12 protein-coding genes and 1 pseudogene are annotated in these 14,289 nt (G+C 69.7%); 7 read left to right on the forward strand and 6 right to left on the reverse strand.

The window, feature by feature from the left end; all coding sequences use genetic code 11:
• From KUG38_RS02870 to nblD, 5 genes and pseudogenes are all read right to left on the reverse strand, one after another.
• The coding region (locus KUG38_RS02870; RefSeq protein WP_216918967.1) for a translation initiation factor IF-2 N-terminal domain-containing protein at positions 1–449 on the reverse strand (449 nt) is incomplete at its 3' end.
• 101 nt (positions 450–550) lie between these two features.
• A pseudogene (locus KUG38_RS16860) lies at positions 551–802 on the reverse strand (YlxR family protein); the annotation flags it as partial.
• Complete coding sequence (gene nusA / locus KUG38_RS02880) at positions 799–2,238, reverse strand: transcription termination factor NusA (protein WP_216918968.1); 1,440 nt, start codon at positions 2,236–2,238, stop codon at positions 799–801. The gene nusA and the pseudogene KUG38_RS16860, both read right to left, overlap by 4 nt.
• Before the next feature lie 51 nt (positions 2,239–2,289).
• Positions 2,290–2,763, reverse strand: a complete 474-nt coding sequence (locus KUG38_RS02885; RefSeq protein WP_216918969.1) for an LSm family protein — start codon at positions 2,761–2,763, stop codon at positions 2,290–2,292.
• Positions 2,764–2,904: 141 nt separating this feature from the next.
• Positions 2,905–3,189 (reverse strand): NblD family protein, encoded by a 285-nt coding sequence (gene nblD / locus KUG38_RS02890; protein WP_094585522.1) that lies wholly within the window; start codon positions 3,187–3,189, stop codon positions 2,905–2,907.
• An 80-nt stretch (positions 3,190–3,269) separates the two neighbouring features.
• Between nblD and KUG38_RS02895 the strand changes: the two genes are divergently transcribed.
• From KUG38_RS02895 to KUG38_RS02910, 4 genes are all read left to right on the forward strand, one after another.
• Positions 3,270–4,067 (forward strand): metallophosphoesterase, encoded by a 798-nt coding sequence (locus tag KUG38_RS02895; RefSeq protein WP_216918970.1) that lies wholly within the window; start codon positions 3,270–3,272, stop codon positions 4,065–4,067.
• Positions 4,067–5,215 carry a trypsin-like peptidase domain-containing protein gene (locus KUG38_RS02900; protein WP_216918971.1) on the forward strand — a complete coding sequence of 383 codons (1,149 nt, stop codon included), beginning with the start codon at positions 4,067–4,069 and terminating at the stop codon, positions 5,213–5,215. Before KUG38_RS02895 ends, KUG38_RS02900 begins: the two co-directional genes overlap by 1 nt.
• A gap of 61 nt (positions 5,216–5,276) precedes the next feature.
• Positions 5,277–5,990 (forward strand): ribose-5-phosphate isomerase RpiA, encoded by a 714-nt coding sequence (rpiA, locus tag KUG38_RS02905; protein WP_216918972.1) that lies wholly within the window; start codon positions 5,277–5,279, stop codon positions 5,988–5,990.
• A gap of 71 nt (positions 5,991–6,061) precedes the next feature.
• The gene (locus tag KUG38_RS02910) at positions 6,062–7,909 is read left to right on the forward strand and encodes a putative bifunctional diguanylate cyclase/phosphodiesterase (RefSeq protein WP_216918973.1); all 1,848 of its coding nucleotides are present in this window, start codon (positions 6,062–6,064) and stop codon (positions 7,907–7,909) included.
• 12 nt (positions 7,910–7,921) lie between these two features.
• Here the strand turns inward: KUG38_RS02910 and hisD are convergent, their stop codons facing one another.
• Complete coding sequence (gene hisD / locus KUG38_RS02915) at positions 7,922–9,217, reverse strand: histidinol dehydrogenase (RefSeq protein WP_353617701.1); 1,296 nt, start codon at positions 9,215–9,217, stop codon at positions 7,922–7,924.
• A gap of 211 nt (positions 9,218–9,428) precedes the next feature.
• On the opposite strand from hisD, the gene rpsT reads away from it, so the two are divergent.
• The 3 genes from rpsT to rpoB all read left to right on the forward strand — a co-directional run bounded on the left by rpsT (position 9,429) and on the right by rpoB (position 14,075).
• A complete protein-coding gene (gene rpsT, locus KUG38_RS02920; RefSeq protein WP_216918974.1) occupies positions 9,429–9,743 on the forward strand; it encodes a 30S ribosomal protein S20 in 315 nt (104 codons plus the stop codon).
• A 9-nt stretch (positions 9,744–9,752) separates the two neighbouring features.
• Complete coding sequence (locus tag KUG38_RS02925; RefSeq protein WP_216918975.1) at positions 9,753–10,568, forward strand: TatD family hydrolase; 816 nt, start codon at positions 9,753–9,755, stop codon at positions 10,566–10,568.
• Positions 10,569–10,784: 216 nt separating this feature from the next.
• A complete protein-coding gene (gene rpoB, locus KUG38_RS02930; RefSeq protein WP_216918976.1) occupies positions 10,785–14,075 on the forward strand; it encodes a DNA-directed RNA polymerase subunit beta in 3,291 nt (1,096 codons plus the stop codon).
• Positions 14,076–14,289 lie beyond the last annotated feature (214 nt).

Below are 14,289 nucleotides of genomic sequence, written 5' to 3' on the forward strand. Positions count from 1 at the left end.
GCCGGGGCCCCCGCGGGTCTGGGCCGTGCCGCCGGGGGTTCGGGGCGGGATGGGGCCGGGGCCGGTGGCGGAGCCGCAGCCACGGGGCGGGGCGCGGGGGGCCGGCTGGCGGGGGGAGCCGGGGGTGCGGCGGCTGAAGCGGCGTTGGCCGGAGCTGCGGACGCAGCGCTGGGCCTGGGGGCGCTCACCGGAGCCGGAGCGGCCTTCTTCACCGCCAGGATCGCCTTGGCCGGTGGGGTGGGCGCCGGCGGTTCGGGCCGTGCCGGGGACGGGGTGGCGACGGTCACACCGATCAGGGAACGGATCCGGGACGCCTCGTCATCACTGATGGAGCTGCTGTGGCTCTTGGCCGCAATGGAGAGCTTCTCGGCGGCATCGAGCACGTCCTTGTTGTCCAGGCCCAGGTCCTTCGACAGCTCGTAGATTCTCACTTTGCCGCTGCTGGTCATTCAGAAAGGTCTCCGTACGGTGGGGCCGAAAGGACCCCGGGGCCGCACGCACGTGGCGACCATGGTTCATCTTGCCTCAGAGGTCGCGGGGCCGATCGCTCGAGACGTGCCTCGAGGCTGGCGAGGATGGCCTCGCTGACGGCGCAGCGCAGGCCGCGCTGGAGGCGGCGACGGCGGCGGGCTTCCTCCAGGCAGCTCGGTTGCGGGCAGAGATAGGCCGATCGGCCCATCCCCCCATCCAGGCTCACCGTCCCGTCCGCCTGGCGCACCACACGCCAGAGCTGGGTGCGGTCGCACAGGCGGCGGCAGGAGACGCAGCGCCGCAGCACCGGCCGCCCGGTCGGCGCCGTCACCGGACGTCCTCGCCAGGGGTCTCCTCGGTGGCCCCGTCGACGGCCTCGTCGATGGGGGGCTCCGACTGGTCGTCCGCCTCGGCTTCGGATGGGGCGACGTCCTCGCCGCCCTCCTCACCATCACCCTCGCCGTAGGACTCCTCGTCTTCCGGCAGGGGGTAAAGCTCCCGCAGGCGGGCGTCCTCCTCGGCGCGGGTGGCCTGTTCGGCCTCCAGACGGGCCTCGGCCTCGGCCTGCAGGGCCTCCTCCTCCTGGCGCTGGGCGATCAGCGTCGCCACCCTCTCGTCTTCGCTGACCTGGTCGTACTCCTGGGCATCCTTGATGTCGATCTTCCAGCCGGTGAGGCGGGCCGCCAGGCGCACGTTCTGGCCCTCCCGGCCGATGGCCAGGCTCAGCTGATCGTGGGGTACGAGCACATGGGCGTGGTGCCCTTCGGGATCCACCAGGCGCACCATCTCCACCCGCGCCGGGCTGAGGGAGTTGGCCAGGTACTGGGCCGGGTCCGGGGACCAGCGGATCACGTCGATCTTCTCGCCACGCAGTTCGTTCACCACCTGCTGGATGCGGGAGCCGCGGGCACCGATGCAGGCCCCGACCGGATCCACCTCCCGCTCAACACTGTCGACGGCCACCTTGGTGCGGGGGCCGACGGCGCGGGAGGGGGGATTGGCCTCACGGGCCACGGCGACGATCCGCACCGAACCCTCCTGGATCTCGGGCACCTCGTTCTCGAACAGATAGACCACCAGGCCCGCATTGGCCCGGGAGACGAACAGCTGGGGACCGCGGCGGGGCACTTCGCTGACCTCCTTGAGGAACACCTTGAAGGTGGCGTTGGCGCGGTAGTTGTCGTTGGGCAGCTGGTCACGGCGGGGCAGCTCCGCCTCCACCTCCGGCCGGCCCAGGCCGCTGCTGACGGCCATGATCACGCTCTGGCGCTCGAACCGGATCACCCGGGCGGTGAGCACCGGATCCTCCAGGTCGGCGAATTCCTCCTGGATCATGCGGCGCTGCTGGTCCCGCAGCTTCTGGGCCAGCACCTGCTTGGTGGTGGATGCGGCCATGCGGCCGAAGTCGTCCTTCTCCGGGGTCACATCCAGCACCACCGTGTCGCCGATCTGGGCGTCCTCCGCCACCTGGCGCACCTCCTCGATGGCGATCTGGTGGTCGTCGCTTTCCACCTCCTCGACGATGATCTTGCTGGCCAGCACCCTGTAGCCCTCCTCCTCCAGATCGAGGGCGACGTCGAAGTTGCTGAAGTAGTCCTCTTCGAAGGGGTCCTCGCTGATGCCCAGATAAAGGGTGCGGCGGTAACGCTCATAGCCCTTCAGCAGCGCCTCCCGCAGGGCCGCCTCCACCACCTGGGGAGCCAGCTTCTTCTCGTCGCTGATGTCCTCGATCAGGTTGTTGAGACCGGGGAGCAGAACCAGGGCCATGAACTCGGGGGCGTGGGGGCAGGAAAGGGAACGGGGGGTGAACCGAGCGGTTCAGGAATCGGGAGGCGCCTGGGTGAGCCGCACCCGCAGCACGTCGTCGCGGGGGATGCGCAGGATGCGGCCGCGCTCGTTGAGCTGCACCACCTCGGCATCGCGGCCGAGCAGGAGGCCCATTCGCCGCACTTCTGCACCGTCAGCGTCCCGGCGGATCACCTCCACCGGAAAGCCCCGGAAGCTGACGAAATCCCGGTCGGAGTGGAGATCCTCCCCGATGCCGGGGCTGCTCACCTCCAGGACGTAGGCCATCGTCAGCAGCCCGGAGGCCTCGATGGCCTCGGCGAGGGGACCGCTAACGGCGGCACACTCATCGAGATTGACATCGCTCCCGTCGGCCCGCTGCACCCGCACGACGACCGTCAGGGGGATGCGGTGGGCCAGCACCTCGACCGACTGCACCTGGAGATGCGCCGCCGCGACCACCGGCCGAGCCAGCGTCTCCAGGTCGTCAGTGAGGGGATGGGGCAAGGACGGGCGGCGTAGGGAGAGGACTCCCGCTGGCGGGATGGTCCGCCGCGCGCTGCAGTGTTCACTGCCCCCAACCGCCAGGCTGCCTCCCGTCTGGGGGAAGGCCGTGCGGAACAAGGGTGAGGCCCGGCGGGCACGGATTCACCCTAGAGGATTGGCCTCCGGTGGCCTGGGAATCTCCAGGATCGGAGCCTCGGCGTAGTAGTCGTTGGCGGTGACTTCGCCCCGCAGGCTGAGGTCCTGGTTGAGGCACTGGCCGCACTGCTCGGGCGTGCGCAGGTACTGACACACCCGGGCCCAGAGCTTGGCGCGGCTGCCCGGGGCCCCCTGGCTGAAGTGGACCAGGTCGTTGCCTCCGGCCATCCCCTGGATCTCCACCTTGCAGAGGGTGCAGCGCTGCCGCGTGCCGGGGGGGATCGGGGCCATGGCCTCGGGGAGGAGTGGGGGCAAAGTTAAGCCGATTCAGGTCGAGCGGTCCCGCCCCGGGCCGGCCGGAGCCGTCTCCGATGCGAATTCTTCAACTCAGCGATCCCCATCTGCTCGCCGATCCCGACGGCCGCTGCCATGGCCGGCCGGCGCTGGCCCTGCTCCGCCACGGGCTTCGTGAGGCCCTCGGCCAGCTCCGCACCCACGGCGAGGCCCCCGATCTGGTGCTGATCAGCGGCGATCTCTGCGATGACGAGACCCTGGGCGGGTACGTCCGCCTCGGCGAGCTGCTGCAGGAAGTCCCGCTGCCGATGGCCCTGCTGGCGGGCAACCACGACCACCCCGCCCTGCTGCGGGCCGCCCTGGGGCGTCGCGCCGTGATCGCCCCGGCCCTGATCCCCTGCGGCAACGGGCAGCTGCTGCTGCTCGACAGCCACCGCAGCGGCGACACCGCCGGCGAGCTGGGTCGGCTCCAGCTGGACTGGGCGCGGCGTCGGCTGGCCGCCGGGTCGGCCGATCAGGAGCGGCCCCTGGTGGTGGCGGTGCACCATCCCCCGGTGCCGATCGGCGATGCCGAGATGGATGCCATCCGTTTGCGGGACGGGGAGGCCCTGCTGGATCTGCTGCGGCCGGTGCCGGCCCTGCGGGGGCTGGTCTTCGGCCACATCCACCAGCACTGGCAGGCGGGGTTTCCCGGGCGCCCGGCGGTGCCCCTGCTGGGCTGTCCGTCCACCCTGCGCAGCTTCGGACCGGTGCAGCCCTGTCCCCTGGGGCGGCCGGCCGACCCAGGCGGGCGCTGGCTGGCGCTCGGGGAGGACGGCGTCCTGGGGCAGCGGTTGCTGCGCTGGGCGCCACGCGACGGTCCTAGCCTCCGCTGATGCAACGCCCCTTCCCCCTGTCTTCCCTGATCCGGCGGCTGCGGGGCCTGATGGCGGTGGCCCTGCTGCTGGTGTTCGCCGCCCTGCCCCTGCCGGCGGCGGCCCTCGAGGAGGCCCCCCCGGTCCTGACCCCCCACAGCTTCGTGGCCGAGGCGGCCCGGCGGGTGGGGCCGGCGGTGGTGCGGATCGACACCGAGCGCAACGTGGCCCGGCCCCCGTTCGATCCGGCCCTGCTGGACCCCCTGCTGCGGGATCTGTTCGGCGATCCCTCGGGCAGCACGCGCGAACGCGGCCAGGGCTCGGGGGTGGTGATCGACAGCCGCCGCGCCCTGGTGCTCACCAACGCCCACGTGGTCGACAGCGTGGACAGGGTCACCGTCACCCTGGCCGATGGCCGCCAGCTGGACGGGACCGTGGTGGGCACGGATCCGGTGACCGATCTGGCGGTGGTGCGCCTCACCGGCCAGGGAACCCTGAGCGCCGCCCCCCTGGGGGATTCCGAGGCCCTGGAGGTGGGCGACTGGGCCATCGCCCTGGGCAGTCCCTACGGCCTCGAGCGCACCGTCACCCTGGGCATCGTCAGCAGCCTGCATCGGGACATCAACAGCCTGGGCTTCGCCGACAAACGCCTCGACCTGATCCAGACGGACGCCGCCATCAATCCGGGCAACTCCGGTGGCCCCCTGATCAACGCCGCCGGAGAAGTGATCGGCATCAACACCCTGGTGCGCTCCGGACCGGGGGCCGGGCTGGGCTTCGCCATCCCCATCAATCTGGCCAAGAAGGTGGCCGACCAGCTCGGCGAGGGTGGCAGCGTCGTTCACCCCTACCTCGGCCTCCAGCTGGTGCCGCTCACGGCCCGGATGGCCCGCGACAACAACCGGGATCCCGATGCCCTGCTGCAGCTCCCCGAGCGGGATGGCGCCCTGGTGCAGCGGGTGCTGCCGGAAAGTCCGGCGGAGGCGGCCGGTCTGCACCGCGGCGATCTGGTGGTGGCCATCGCCGACCAGCCGGTGAACACCCCTTCGGCCCTGCTCCAGCAGGTGGAGCAGGCCCAGGTGGGCCAGCCCCTGCCGCTGAAGGTGGTGCGCGGCCAGCGGGAGCTGCAGCTCTCGATCCGGCCGGCGGCCCTGCCCCAGGCGGGCTAGGCGCCGAGGGGGGCAGGACAGTCCCCCTTGCTACGGTCTGCGCCATTTCCGGCAGACCCCGATGTCCGATCTTCAGGACCGCATGAAGGAGGCCGTGGCCACGGCGGCGGTGGACCAGATCCGTGACGGCATGGTGGTGGGGCTGGGCTCGGGCTCCACGGCGGCCCTGATGATCCGGGCCCTTGGCCGCAAGCTGCAGCAGGGCGAACTCAGCGGCATCGTCGGGGTCACCACCTCCTTCCAGGGGGAGGTGCTGGCCGCCGAGCTGGGCATCCCCCTGCAGGCGCTGAATGCCGTGCAGCGCATCGATCTGGCCATCGACGGCGCCGATGAGGTGGATCCCTCCTTCCAGCTGATCAAGGGGGGTGGGGCCTGCCACGTGCAGGAGAAGCTGGTGGCCCGCCGGGCCGACCGCTTCGTGGTGGTGGTGGATGCCACCAAGCTGGTGGAACGCCTCAACCTGGGCTTCCTGCTGCCGGTGGAAGTGCTGCCCGGGGCCTGGCGCCAGGTGCGGGATGAACTCACCGCCATGGGCAGCCGCGTCGAGCTGCGCATGGCCGTGCGCAAGGCCGGTCCGGTGGTCACCGACCAGGGCAATCTGGTGCTGGATGTGGCCTTCGACGGCGGTATCGACGATCCCGCCGCCCTGGAGGCAACGATCAACAACATCCCCGGGGTGCTGGAGAACGGGCTGTTCGTGAACCTCGCCGACCAGGTGCTGGTGGGTGAGGTCGTGGACGGCGAGGCCGGGGTGCGCGACCTGGCGAGGCGCTGAGCCCCGCTTCCGCTGGGCCACCTGGGGGCTGGCCTTCAGAATGGAGGGGTCCTCTGTGGGCTAGGCGAACGGTGCCCCACGGCGACCTCAGCAAGCCGCTGCTCCAGCTGCTGGCGGAGACGGCAGAGGCGTTCATCGTCGAGCCCACGAGTGAACTGGACGCCACGATCGATCGCACCCTGGCGTCCATCGGCGGCCTGTTCGATGTGGATCGGGCCTATGTGTTCTCCCGGACCCTGTATCCGGGGAATGTCAGCAACACCCACGAGTGGTGCGCGCCTGGAGTGGAACCGCAGATCCACCTGCTCCAGCAGGTGTCGGAAGGGTCGATCCCCTGGTTTTTGGCAGAACTGCTGGCCGGGCGGGCCATCAGTCTGGAGTCGCTGGCTGATCTTCCTGCCGAGGCCGGCCACGAATGGGAGATGCTGAGTTCCCTGGGCATTCAGTCGGTGCTGATGCTCCCCCTGGTGCGGCGGGGCGAGCTGGAGGGGTTCGCGGGTTTTGACCACATCCGCGGCTGCCGCCGCTGGAGCGAGCAGGAGGTGGCCGTGCTCTCGATCGTGGTGAGCGGCTTCGCCCAGGGATTCGAACGTCGTCTGATTGACCAGCAACTGCGTCAGCTGGCCTACGAGGATCCGCTCACTCGCCTGCCCAATCGCTCCCTGCTGAGTCAGCGTCTCGGCGAGGAGCTGGAGCGGGCCAGGCGCAACGGCACCCACCTGGCGGTGGGCTACCTCGATCTGGACAACTTCAAGCCCATCAATGACAGCCACGGCCATGCCGTCGGAGACCAGTTGCTGGTGGCCGTCGCCGAGCGCCTCTGCCGTTGCCTGCGACCGGGCGACACGGTGGGCAGGCTGGGGGGGGACGAATTCGTGGTGATCCTTCCCGGCCTCAGCAGCCTGGCCGAGCTGGAGCCGCTGGGGGAACAGCTGCTCAGCGCGGTGGCCCAGCCCACGCTCATCGGCGAGACGCTCTGCGTGGCCTTGAGCACCAGCATCGGCTTCCGGCTGGTGCCTCCCGACGATGCCGATCCGGATACCTTGCTGCGCCAGGCCGACCAGGCCATGTATGCGGCCAAGCGAGACGGTCCGGGGCGGATGCACCACTTCGACGTGGAGCTGGAACGGCGCCAGTTGCTGCAGCGCTCCCGTCTGGAGCGGGTGCGCCAGGCAATCGAAGGGCAGCAGCTGCGCCTGTTCGTGCAGCCGGTGATCGACCTGGCCACCGGGCAGCTGTGCTTTGCCGAAGCCCTTGTGCGCTGGCAGCACCCCCAGCAGGGGCTGCTGTCGCCGGAGGCCTGGCTGGGCTGGATCGAGGATCAACCGGAGATCAGCCGCCTCGGCGACTGGGTGCTGGAACAGGCCCTGCGCCACTGCTCCGCCTGGATGCGGGCAGGACAGGGTGTGGCCGTGAGCGTGAACATGTCGGCCCGGGAGCTGCGCGATCCAGGCTTCGCGGAGCGGATCGGCGCGGCCCTGGCCCGCCATGCCGATCTGCCCGCCTCTGCGCTGAGACTGGAGGTGCTGGAAACAGCCGCCCTGGAGGATCTGGAGCAGGTGGCCCAGAACATCGCCCGCTGCCAGGACCTGGGTGTGAGCTTTGCCCTCGACGACTTCGGTACCGGCTACTCCTCGCTCACTTACCTGCGGCGGCTGCCGATCTCCACGATCAAGATCGACCGCTCGTTCGTGGCCAGAATGTTGGTGGACCCCGCCGATCAGGCCATCGTCAAGGCGGTGGTGGATCTGGCCCATGCCTTCGGCCGCACCTGCGTGGCCGAAGGAGCGGAGACGCCTGAGCACCTGCAGGCGTTGCGGGCGATGGGCTGTGAACTGGCCCAGGGATTCGCCATCGCCCGGCCGATGCCGGCGGAGGACCTGCCCGGCTGGAACCTCCCGCCCTCCGCAGGCGGATGAGCAGCGGTTCGCTCAGCTGTCCGGGGCCCCGAGCCGCTGGCGCACCGATTCGGCGTGGCTGTGCAGCCCCTCGCTCTCGGCCAGGGTGACCACCGCCGGACCGGTGGCCTCCAGGGCCGCCCGGTTGAAGTGGATCAGGCTGGTGTGGCGCAGGAAGGTCTCGACGCTGAGGGCGCCGGCGAAGCGGGCGGTGCCGGAGGTGGGCAGGGTGTGGTTGGGGCCGGCCAGGTAGTCGCCCACCGCCTCGGGCGACCAGGGGCCGAGGAAGATGGCGCCGGCATGGGTGATCCGATCCGCCAGGGATTCGGGATCGTCCACCAGCAGCTCGAGGTGCTCCGGGGCGAACCGGTCACTGAGGGCCGCCGCCTCGGCGAGATCGTCGCAGACCACGATCAGGCCCCAGTCGTTGAGGGCCTGCAGGGTGATGGCGGCCCGGGGGTGCTGCTCCAGCTGGGCTTCGATGGCGGCCGGAACGGCCGCGGCCAGCGCCTCGCTGGTGGTGATCAGGATCGCCGCCGCCAGGGGATCGTGCTCCGCCTGGGCCATCAGGTCGGCGGCCACCTGGGCGGGCAGGGCGGTGTGGTCGGCGATCACCAGCACCTCGCTGGGGCCGGCCAGGGAATCGATGCCCACCGTTCCGTAGACCGCCTTCTTGGCCAGGGTCACGTAGAGGTTGCCGGGGCCGCTGATCACATCGACCGCAGGGATCGTTTCGGTGCCGTAGGCCAGGGCCCCGACCGCCTGGGCGCCGCCCACCCGGTAGACCTCCTCCACCCCGGTCCGGTGGGCGGCGGCCAGAACGGTGGCGTTCGGCTCGCCGCCGGCGCCGGGCGGGGTGACCATCACCAGCCGTTCCACGCCCGCCACCCGGGCGGGAATCGCATTCATCAGCACCGTGCTGGGGTAGGAGGCCCGGCCGCCGGGGACGTAGATCCCCGCCCGCTGCACCGGGCGCCAACGGCGCCCCAGCCGCTCGCCATGGGGGCCGGTCACGGCCAGATCCGCCGGCATCTGGCGGCGGTGGAACTCCAGGATCCGGTCGTGGGCAAGGTCGAGGGCCCGGCGCAGGGGTTCGGGACAGTCGTGCCAGGCCTGGGCCAGCCGCTCGGGGGGCACCCGCAGGGGATCGGGCCGCAGGCCGTCGAAGCGTTCGCTGAAGTCGAGCAGGGCCGCGTCGCCGCGTTCCCGCACCTCGGCCAGGATCGCCGCGACCCGCGCCTCCTCCTCGCGCATCCGGCCACCCTCGGTGCGGGCGGCGATCGCTTCGAGCCGTTCGCCGGCCCGCTGACTGTCCCGCAGGCAGGTGATCCGCAGCGCCGGCCGGTCTCCATCGGCGTCACCGGTGGCGGCAGGGGCGACGGCTCGGGCGGGGGTGGTGCCGGCAGGGCTGCTGCCGGTTGGGGTGGAAGCGACCACGGGGCGGTGCCGGAGGCGGAGGGCTGCCTTGAAACTAGGGCCTGGAAACGGCCGGGGCCCACACGGTAGGATCCGCGTTTGCCGAGTCAGCGCCCCTACGCCTGTGGCCAATAACAAGTCTTCGAAGAAGCGCATCGAGATCGCCGAACGCAATCGCCTGCGCAACCGCACCTACAAGTCCGCCCTGCGCACCCTGATGAAGCGCTGCCTCACCGCCTGCAGCGCCTATGGCCAGCAGCCCGGCGAGGAGGCCAAGGCCGCTGTCCAGTCCAGCATGAGCGCCGCCTTCAGCAAGATCGACAAGGCGGTCAAGGTGGGTGTGGTGCACCGCAACACCGGCGCCAACCAGAAGTCGCGCCTGAGCGTGGCGGTGAAGAAGGTGCTTGAGCCCACCGCAGCTGGCAGCGCCGGCGCCTGAACCCTCCCCATGGCCGTGAGCTCCCAGCCGGGCGCCCCACCCCTGGTCGACAGCCACTGCCACATCGTGTTCCGCAATTTCGAGCCGGACCTCGATGACGTGGCCGGCCGCTGGCGTGAGGCGGGGGTCAAGGCCCTGGTCCATGCCTGCGTGGAGCCCGCGGAGATTCCGGCGATCCGGGCCCTGGCCGATCGCTTCCCCGAACTGCGCTATGCCGTCGGGGTCCATCCCCTCGACACCCATCACTGGCACAGCGACACCGCCGCCACGCTCGAAGCGGCGGCCCGTGCCGACGACCGGGTGGTGGCGATCGGTGAACTGGGCCTCGACCTGTTCAAGGCCACCAACCTCGACGAGCAGCTGGCGGCCCTGGGGCCCCAGCTGGACCTGGCGGTGGCCCTGGATCTGCCGGTGATCATCCACTGCCGGGACGCGGCCGAACCGATGCTCGACGAACTGCGCCGCCGCGAGCGCGACGGCCGCTGCCCCCGCGGCGTGATGCACTGCTGGGGGGGCACCCCCGAGGAGATGGCCGGCTTCCTCGCGCTCGGGATGTTCATCAGCTTCAGCGGCACGGTCACCTTCCCCAAGGCCGAGCCCATCCATGAATGCGCCCGGCTGGTGCCGGCCGATCGCTACCTCGTCGAGACCGACTGCCCCTTCCTGGCGCCGGTGCCCCGCCGCGGCAAGCGCAACGAGCCCGCCTACGTGGCCTCGGTGGCCGCCCGGGTGGCCGAACTCCGGGGCGAGACGCTCCACGAGGTGGCGACGACGACCACCGCCAATGCCGCCCGTCTTTTTCGGCTGCCCCTCCAGGTTGTATGATGTCTTATTGGCCTGGAAGCGGAAGCGCTCCTTTTGTCCACGACGGCATCAATTGAGTCGGCAAACCAGCAGCGAGCCCTGTAAGCGCCCCCGCCGGATCGTTCGTCCCTGTTCCAGGGGCGGACGTTTCGGCTGAGCGCCTGTTGGCATGGCCCGTCCAGCCGATCCGTCCCCGTCCAGGTCCGCCCCACCACCTCGTTCCTGCAGGTTCACCGCATGAGCAGCGCGATCCAGGTCGCCAAGACCGTCACTTACCTTCCCGATCTCGTGGAGGTACAGAGGGCGAGCTTCAAATGGTTCCTGGAGAAGGGCCTGATCGAGGAGCTGGACAGCTTCTCCCCGATCACCGACTACACCGGCAAGCTGGAGCTGCATTTCATCGGCGACCAGTATCGCCTGAAACGCCCTCGCCACGACGTGGAAGAGGCCAAGCGTCGCGATGCGACCTTCGCCTCCCAGATGTACGTCACCTGCCGCCTGGTCAACAAGGAGACCGGTGAGATCAAGGAGCAGGAGGTCTTCATCGGGGAGCTTCCCCTGATGACCGAGCGCGGCACCTTCATCATCAACGGCGCCGAGCGGGTGATCGTCAACCAGATCGTCCGCAGCCCCGGCGTCTACTTCAAGGACGAGCAGGACAAGAACGGCCGCAAGACCTTCAACGCCAGCCTGATCCCCAACCGGGGCGCCTGGCTCAAATTCGAGACCGACAAGAACGACCTGCTGCACGTTCGCGTCGACAAGACCCGCAAGATCAACGCCCACGTGCTGATGCGGGCCATCGGCCTGTCCGACAACGACGTCCTCGACAAGCTGCGGCACCCGGAGTACTACCAGAAGTCGATCGAGGCCTCCAACGAGGAGGGCATCTCCTCGGAAGACCAGGCCCTGCTGGAGCTCTACAAGAAGCTGCGTCCCGGTGAGCCGCCCTCGGTGAGCGGTGGCCAGCAGCTGCTCCACAGCCGCTTCTTCGATCCCAAGCGCTACGACCTGGGCCGGGTGGGCCGCTACAAGATCAACAAGAAGCTGCGTCTCACCATCCCCGATGCGGTGCGCACCCTCACCGCCGAGGACGTCCTCTCCACGATCGACTACCTGATCAACCTGGAGCTCGATGTGGGCGGCGCCTGCCTCGATGACATCGACCACCTGGGCAACCGCCGGGTGCGCTCGGTGGGTGAGCTGCTGCAGAACCAGGTGCGCGTGGGCCTCAATCGCCTGGAGCGGATCATCAAGGAACGGATGACCGTCGGCGAGACCGAATCCCTCACCCCCGCCCAGCTGGTCAACCCCAAACCCCTGGTGGCGGCGGTCAAGGAGTTCTTCGGCTCCAGCCAGCTGAGTCAGTTCATGGACCAGACCAACCCCCTGGCCGAGCTGACCCACAAGCGCCGCATCAGCGCCCTCGGCCCCGGCGGTCTCACCCGGGAGCGGGCCGGCTTCGCCGTGCGCGACATCCACCCCTCCCACTACGGCCGCATCTGCCCGATCGAGACCCCGGAAGGCCCCAACGCCGGCCTGATCGGTTCGCTCGCCACCCACGCCCGGGTGAACGAGTACGGCTTCATCGAAACCCCCTTCTGGCGCGTCGAGAACGGCATCGTCCTCAAGCAGGGCGATCCCCTCTACCTCTCCGCCGACCTCGAAGACGAGTGCCGGGTGGCCCCGGGTGACGTGCCGACCGACGCCACCGGACGCATCACCGTCGATCTGGTGCCGGTCCGCTACCGCCAGGACTTCGAGAAGGTGCCCCCCGAGCAGGTGGACTACGTCCAGCTGTCACCGGTGCAGGTGATCTCGGTGGCCACCTCCCTGATCCCCTTCCTCGAGCACGACGACGCCAACCGGGCCCTGATGGGCTCGAACATGCAGCGCCAGGCCGTGCCCCTGCTGCGCCCCGAACGGCCCCTGGTGGGCACGGGCCTGGAAACCCAGGTCGCCCGCGACTCCGGCATGGTGCCCATCACCAAGGTGAACGGCACCGTCTCCTTCGTCGATGCCACCGCCATCGTCATCCGTGACGACCAGGGCCGCGACCACACCCACTTCCTGCAGAAGTACCAGCGCTCCAACCAGGACACCTGCCTCAACCAGCGGCCGATCGTCCGCCAGGGCGATCCGGTGATCGCCGGCCAGGTGCTGGCCAACGGCTCCGCCTGCGAAGGCGGTGAGATCGCCCTCGGCCAGAACGTGCTGATCGCCTACATGCCCTGGGAGGGCTACAACTACGAGGACGCCATCCTGGTGAGCGACCGTCTGGTCCAGGACGACCTGTACACCTCGGTGCACATCGAGAAGTACGAGATCGAAGCCCGCCAGACCAAGCTCGGTCCCGAGGAGATCACCCGGGAGATCCCGAACGTGGCCGAGGAGAGCCTGGGCCACCTCGACGAGATGGGCATCATCCGCATCGGCGCCTATGTCGAATCCGGCGACATCCTGGTGGGCAAGGTGACCCCCAAGGGCGAGTCGGATCAGCCGCCGGAAGAGAAGCTGCTGCGCGCCATCTTCGGCGAGAAGGCCCGTGACGTGCGCGACAACTCCCTGCGGGTGCCCAGCACCGAACGGGGCCGGGTGGTCGACGTGCGCATCTACACCCGCGAGCAGGGCGACGAACTGCCGCCGGGCGCGAACATGGTCGTGCGGGTCTACGTGGCCCAGCGCCGCAAGATCCAGGTGGGCGACAAGATGGCCGGCCGCCACGGCAACAAGGGCATCATCAGCCGCATCCTTCCCCGGGAGGACATGCCCTACCTGCCCGACGGCACCCCCATCGACATCGTGCTCAACCCCCTGGGGGTGCCGAGCCGCATGAACGTGGGCCAGGTGTTCGAGTGCCTGATGGGCTGGGCCTCCTCCCACCTCGACTGCCGCGTCAAGGTGGTGCCGTTCGATGAGATGTACGGCCCCGAGAAGTCGAAGCAGACGGTGCAGGCCTACCTCGAGGAAGCCGCCAAGCTGCCCGGCAAGGACTGGGTCTACAACCCCGCCAACCCCGGCAAGATCCAGCTGATCGACGGCCGCAGCGGCGAACCCTTCGACCAGCCGGTGACCGTGGGCTACGCCCACATCCTCAAGCTGGTGCACCTGGTGGACGACAAGATCCACGCCCGCTCCACCGGCCCCTACTCCCTGGTGACCCAGCAGCCCCTGGGCGGCAAGGCCCAGCAGGGCGGCCAGCGGCTCGGGGAGATGGAGGTGTGGGCCCTGGAGGCCTACGGCGCCGCCTACACCCTGCAGGAACTGCTCACCGTCAAGTCCGACGACATGCAGGGCCGCAACGAGGCCCTCAACGCCATCGCCAAGGGCAAGCCCATCCCCCGGCCTGGCACGCCGGAGTCGTTCAAGGTGCTGATGCGGGAGCTGCAGTCCCTCGGTCTCGACATCGCCGTCTACACCGATGCCGGCGAGGAGGTCGACCTGATGCAGGACGTCAACCCGCGCCGCAGCACCCCCAGCCGTCCCACCTACGAATCCCTCGGTGTCGCGGATTACGACGATGACTGATCGCTTGATTCACCGGCTCTGATTTCTCCGTCTCTCTCGATCACCCTGCGTCCCCGCCATGTCCAACAGCAACCTCCGCACCGAAAACCACTTCGACTACGTGAAGATCACGCTCGCTTCCCCCGAGCGGATCATGCAGTGGGGGCAGCGCACGCTGCCCAACGGACAGGTGGTGGGTGAGGTCACCAAGCCGGAAACGATCAACTACCGCACC

This window comes from Synechococcus sp. CCAP 1479/9 (assembly GCF_019038535.1).
Lineage (GTDB): Bacteria > Cyanobacteriota > Cyanobacteriia > PCC-6307 > Cyanobiaceae > Cyanobium.

What these genes read in the sequence shown, in the direction of transcription:
- nusA (WP_216918968.1), bottom strand. Translation starts at nt 2,238, where the DNA reads ATGGCCCTGGTTCTGCTCCCCGGTCTCAACAACCTGATCGAGGACATC.
- KUG38_RS02925 (WP_216918975.1), top strand. Translation starts at nt 9,753, where the DNA reads ATGGCCGTGAGCTCCCAGCCGGGCGCCCCACCCCTGGTCGACAGCCAC.
- rpiA (WP_216918972.1), top strand. Translation starts at nt 5,277, where the DNA reads ATGTCCGATCTTCAGGACCGCATGAAGGAGGCCGTGGCCACGGCGGCG.
- KUG38_RS02895 (WP_216918970.1), top strand. Translation starts at nt 3,270, where the DNA reads ATGCGAATTCTTCAACTCAGCGATCCCCATCTGCTCGCCGATCCCGAC.
- rpoB (WP_216918976.1), top strand. Translation starts at nt 10,785, where the DNA reads ATGAGCAGCGCGATCCAGGTCGCCAAGACCGTCACTTACCTTCCCGAT.
- nblD (WP_094585522.1), bottom strand. Translation starts at nt 3,189, where the DNA reads ATGGCCCCGATCCCCCCCGGCACGCGGCAGCGCTGCACCCTCTGCAAG.
- KUG38_RS02900 (WP_216918971.1), top strand. Translation starts at nt 4,067, where the DNA reads ATGCAACGCCCCTTCCCCCTGTCTTCCCTGATCCGGCGGCTGCGGGGC.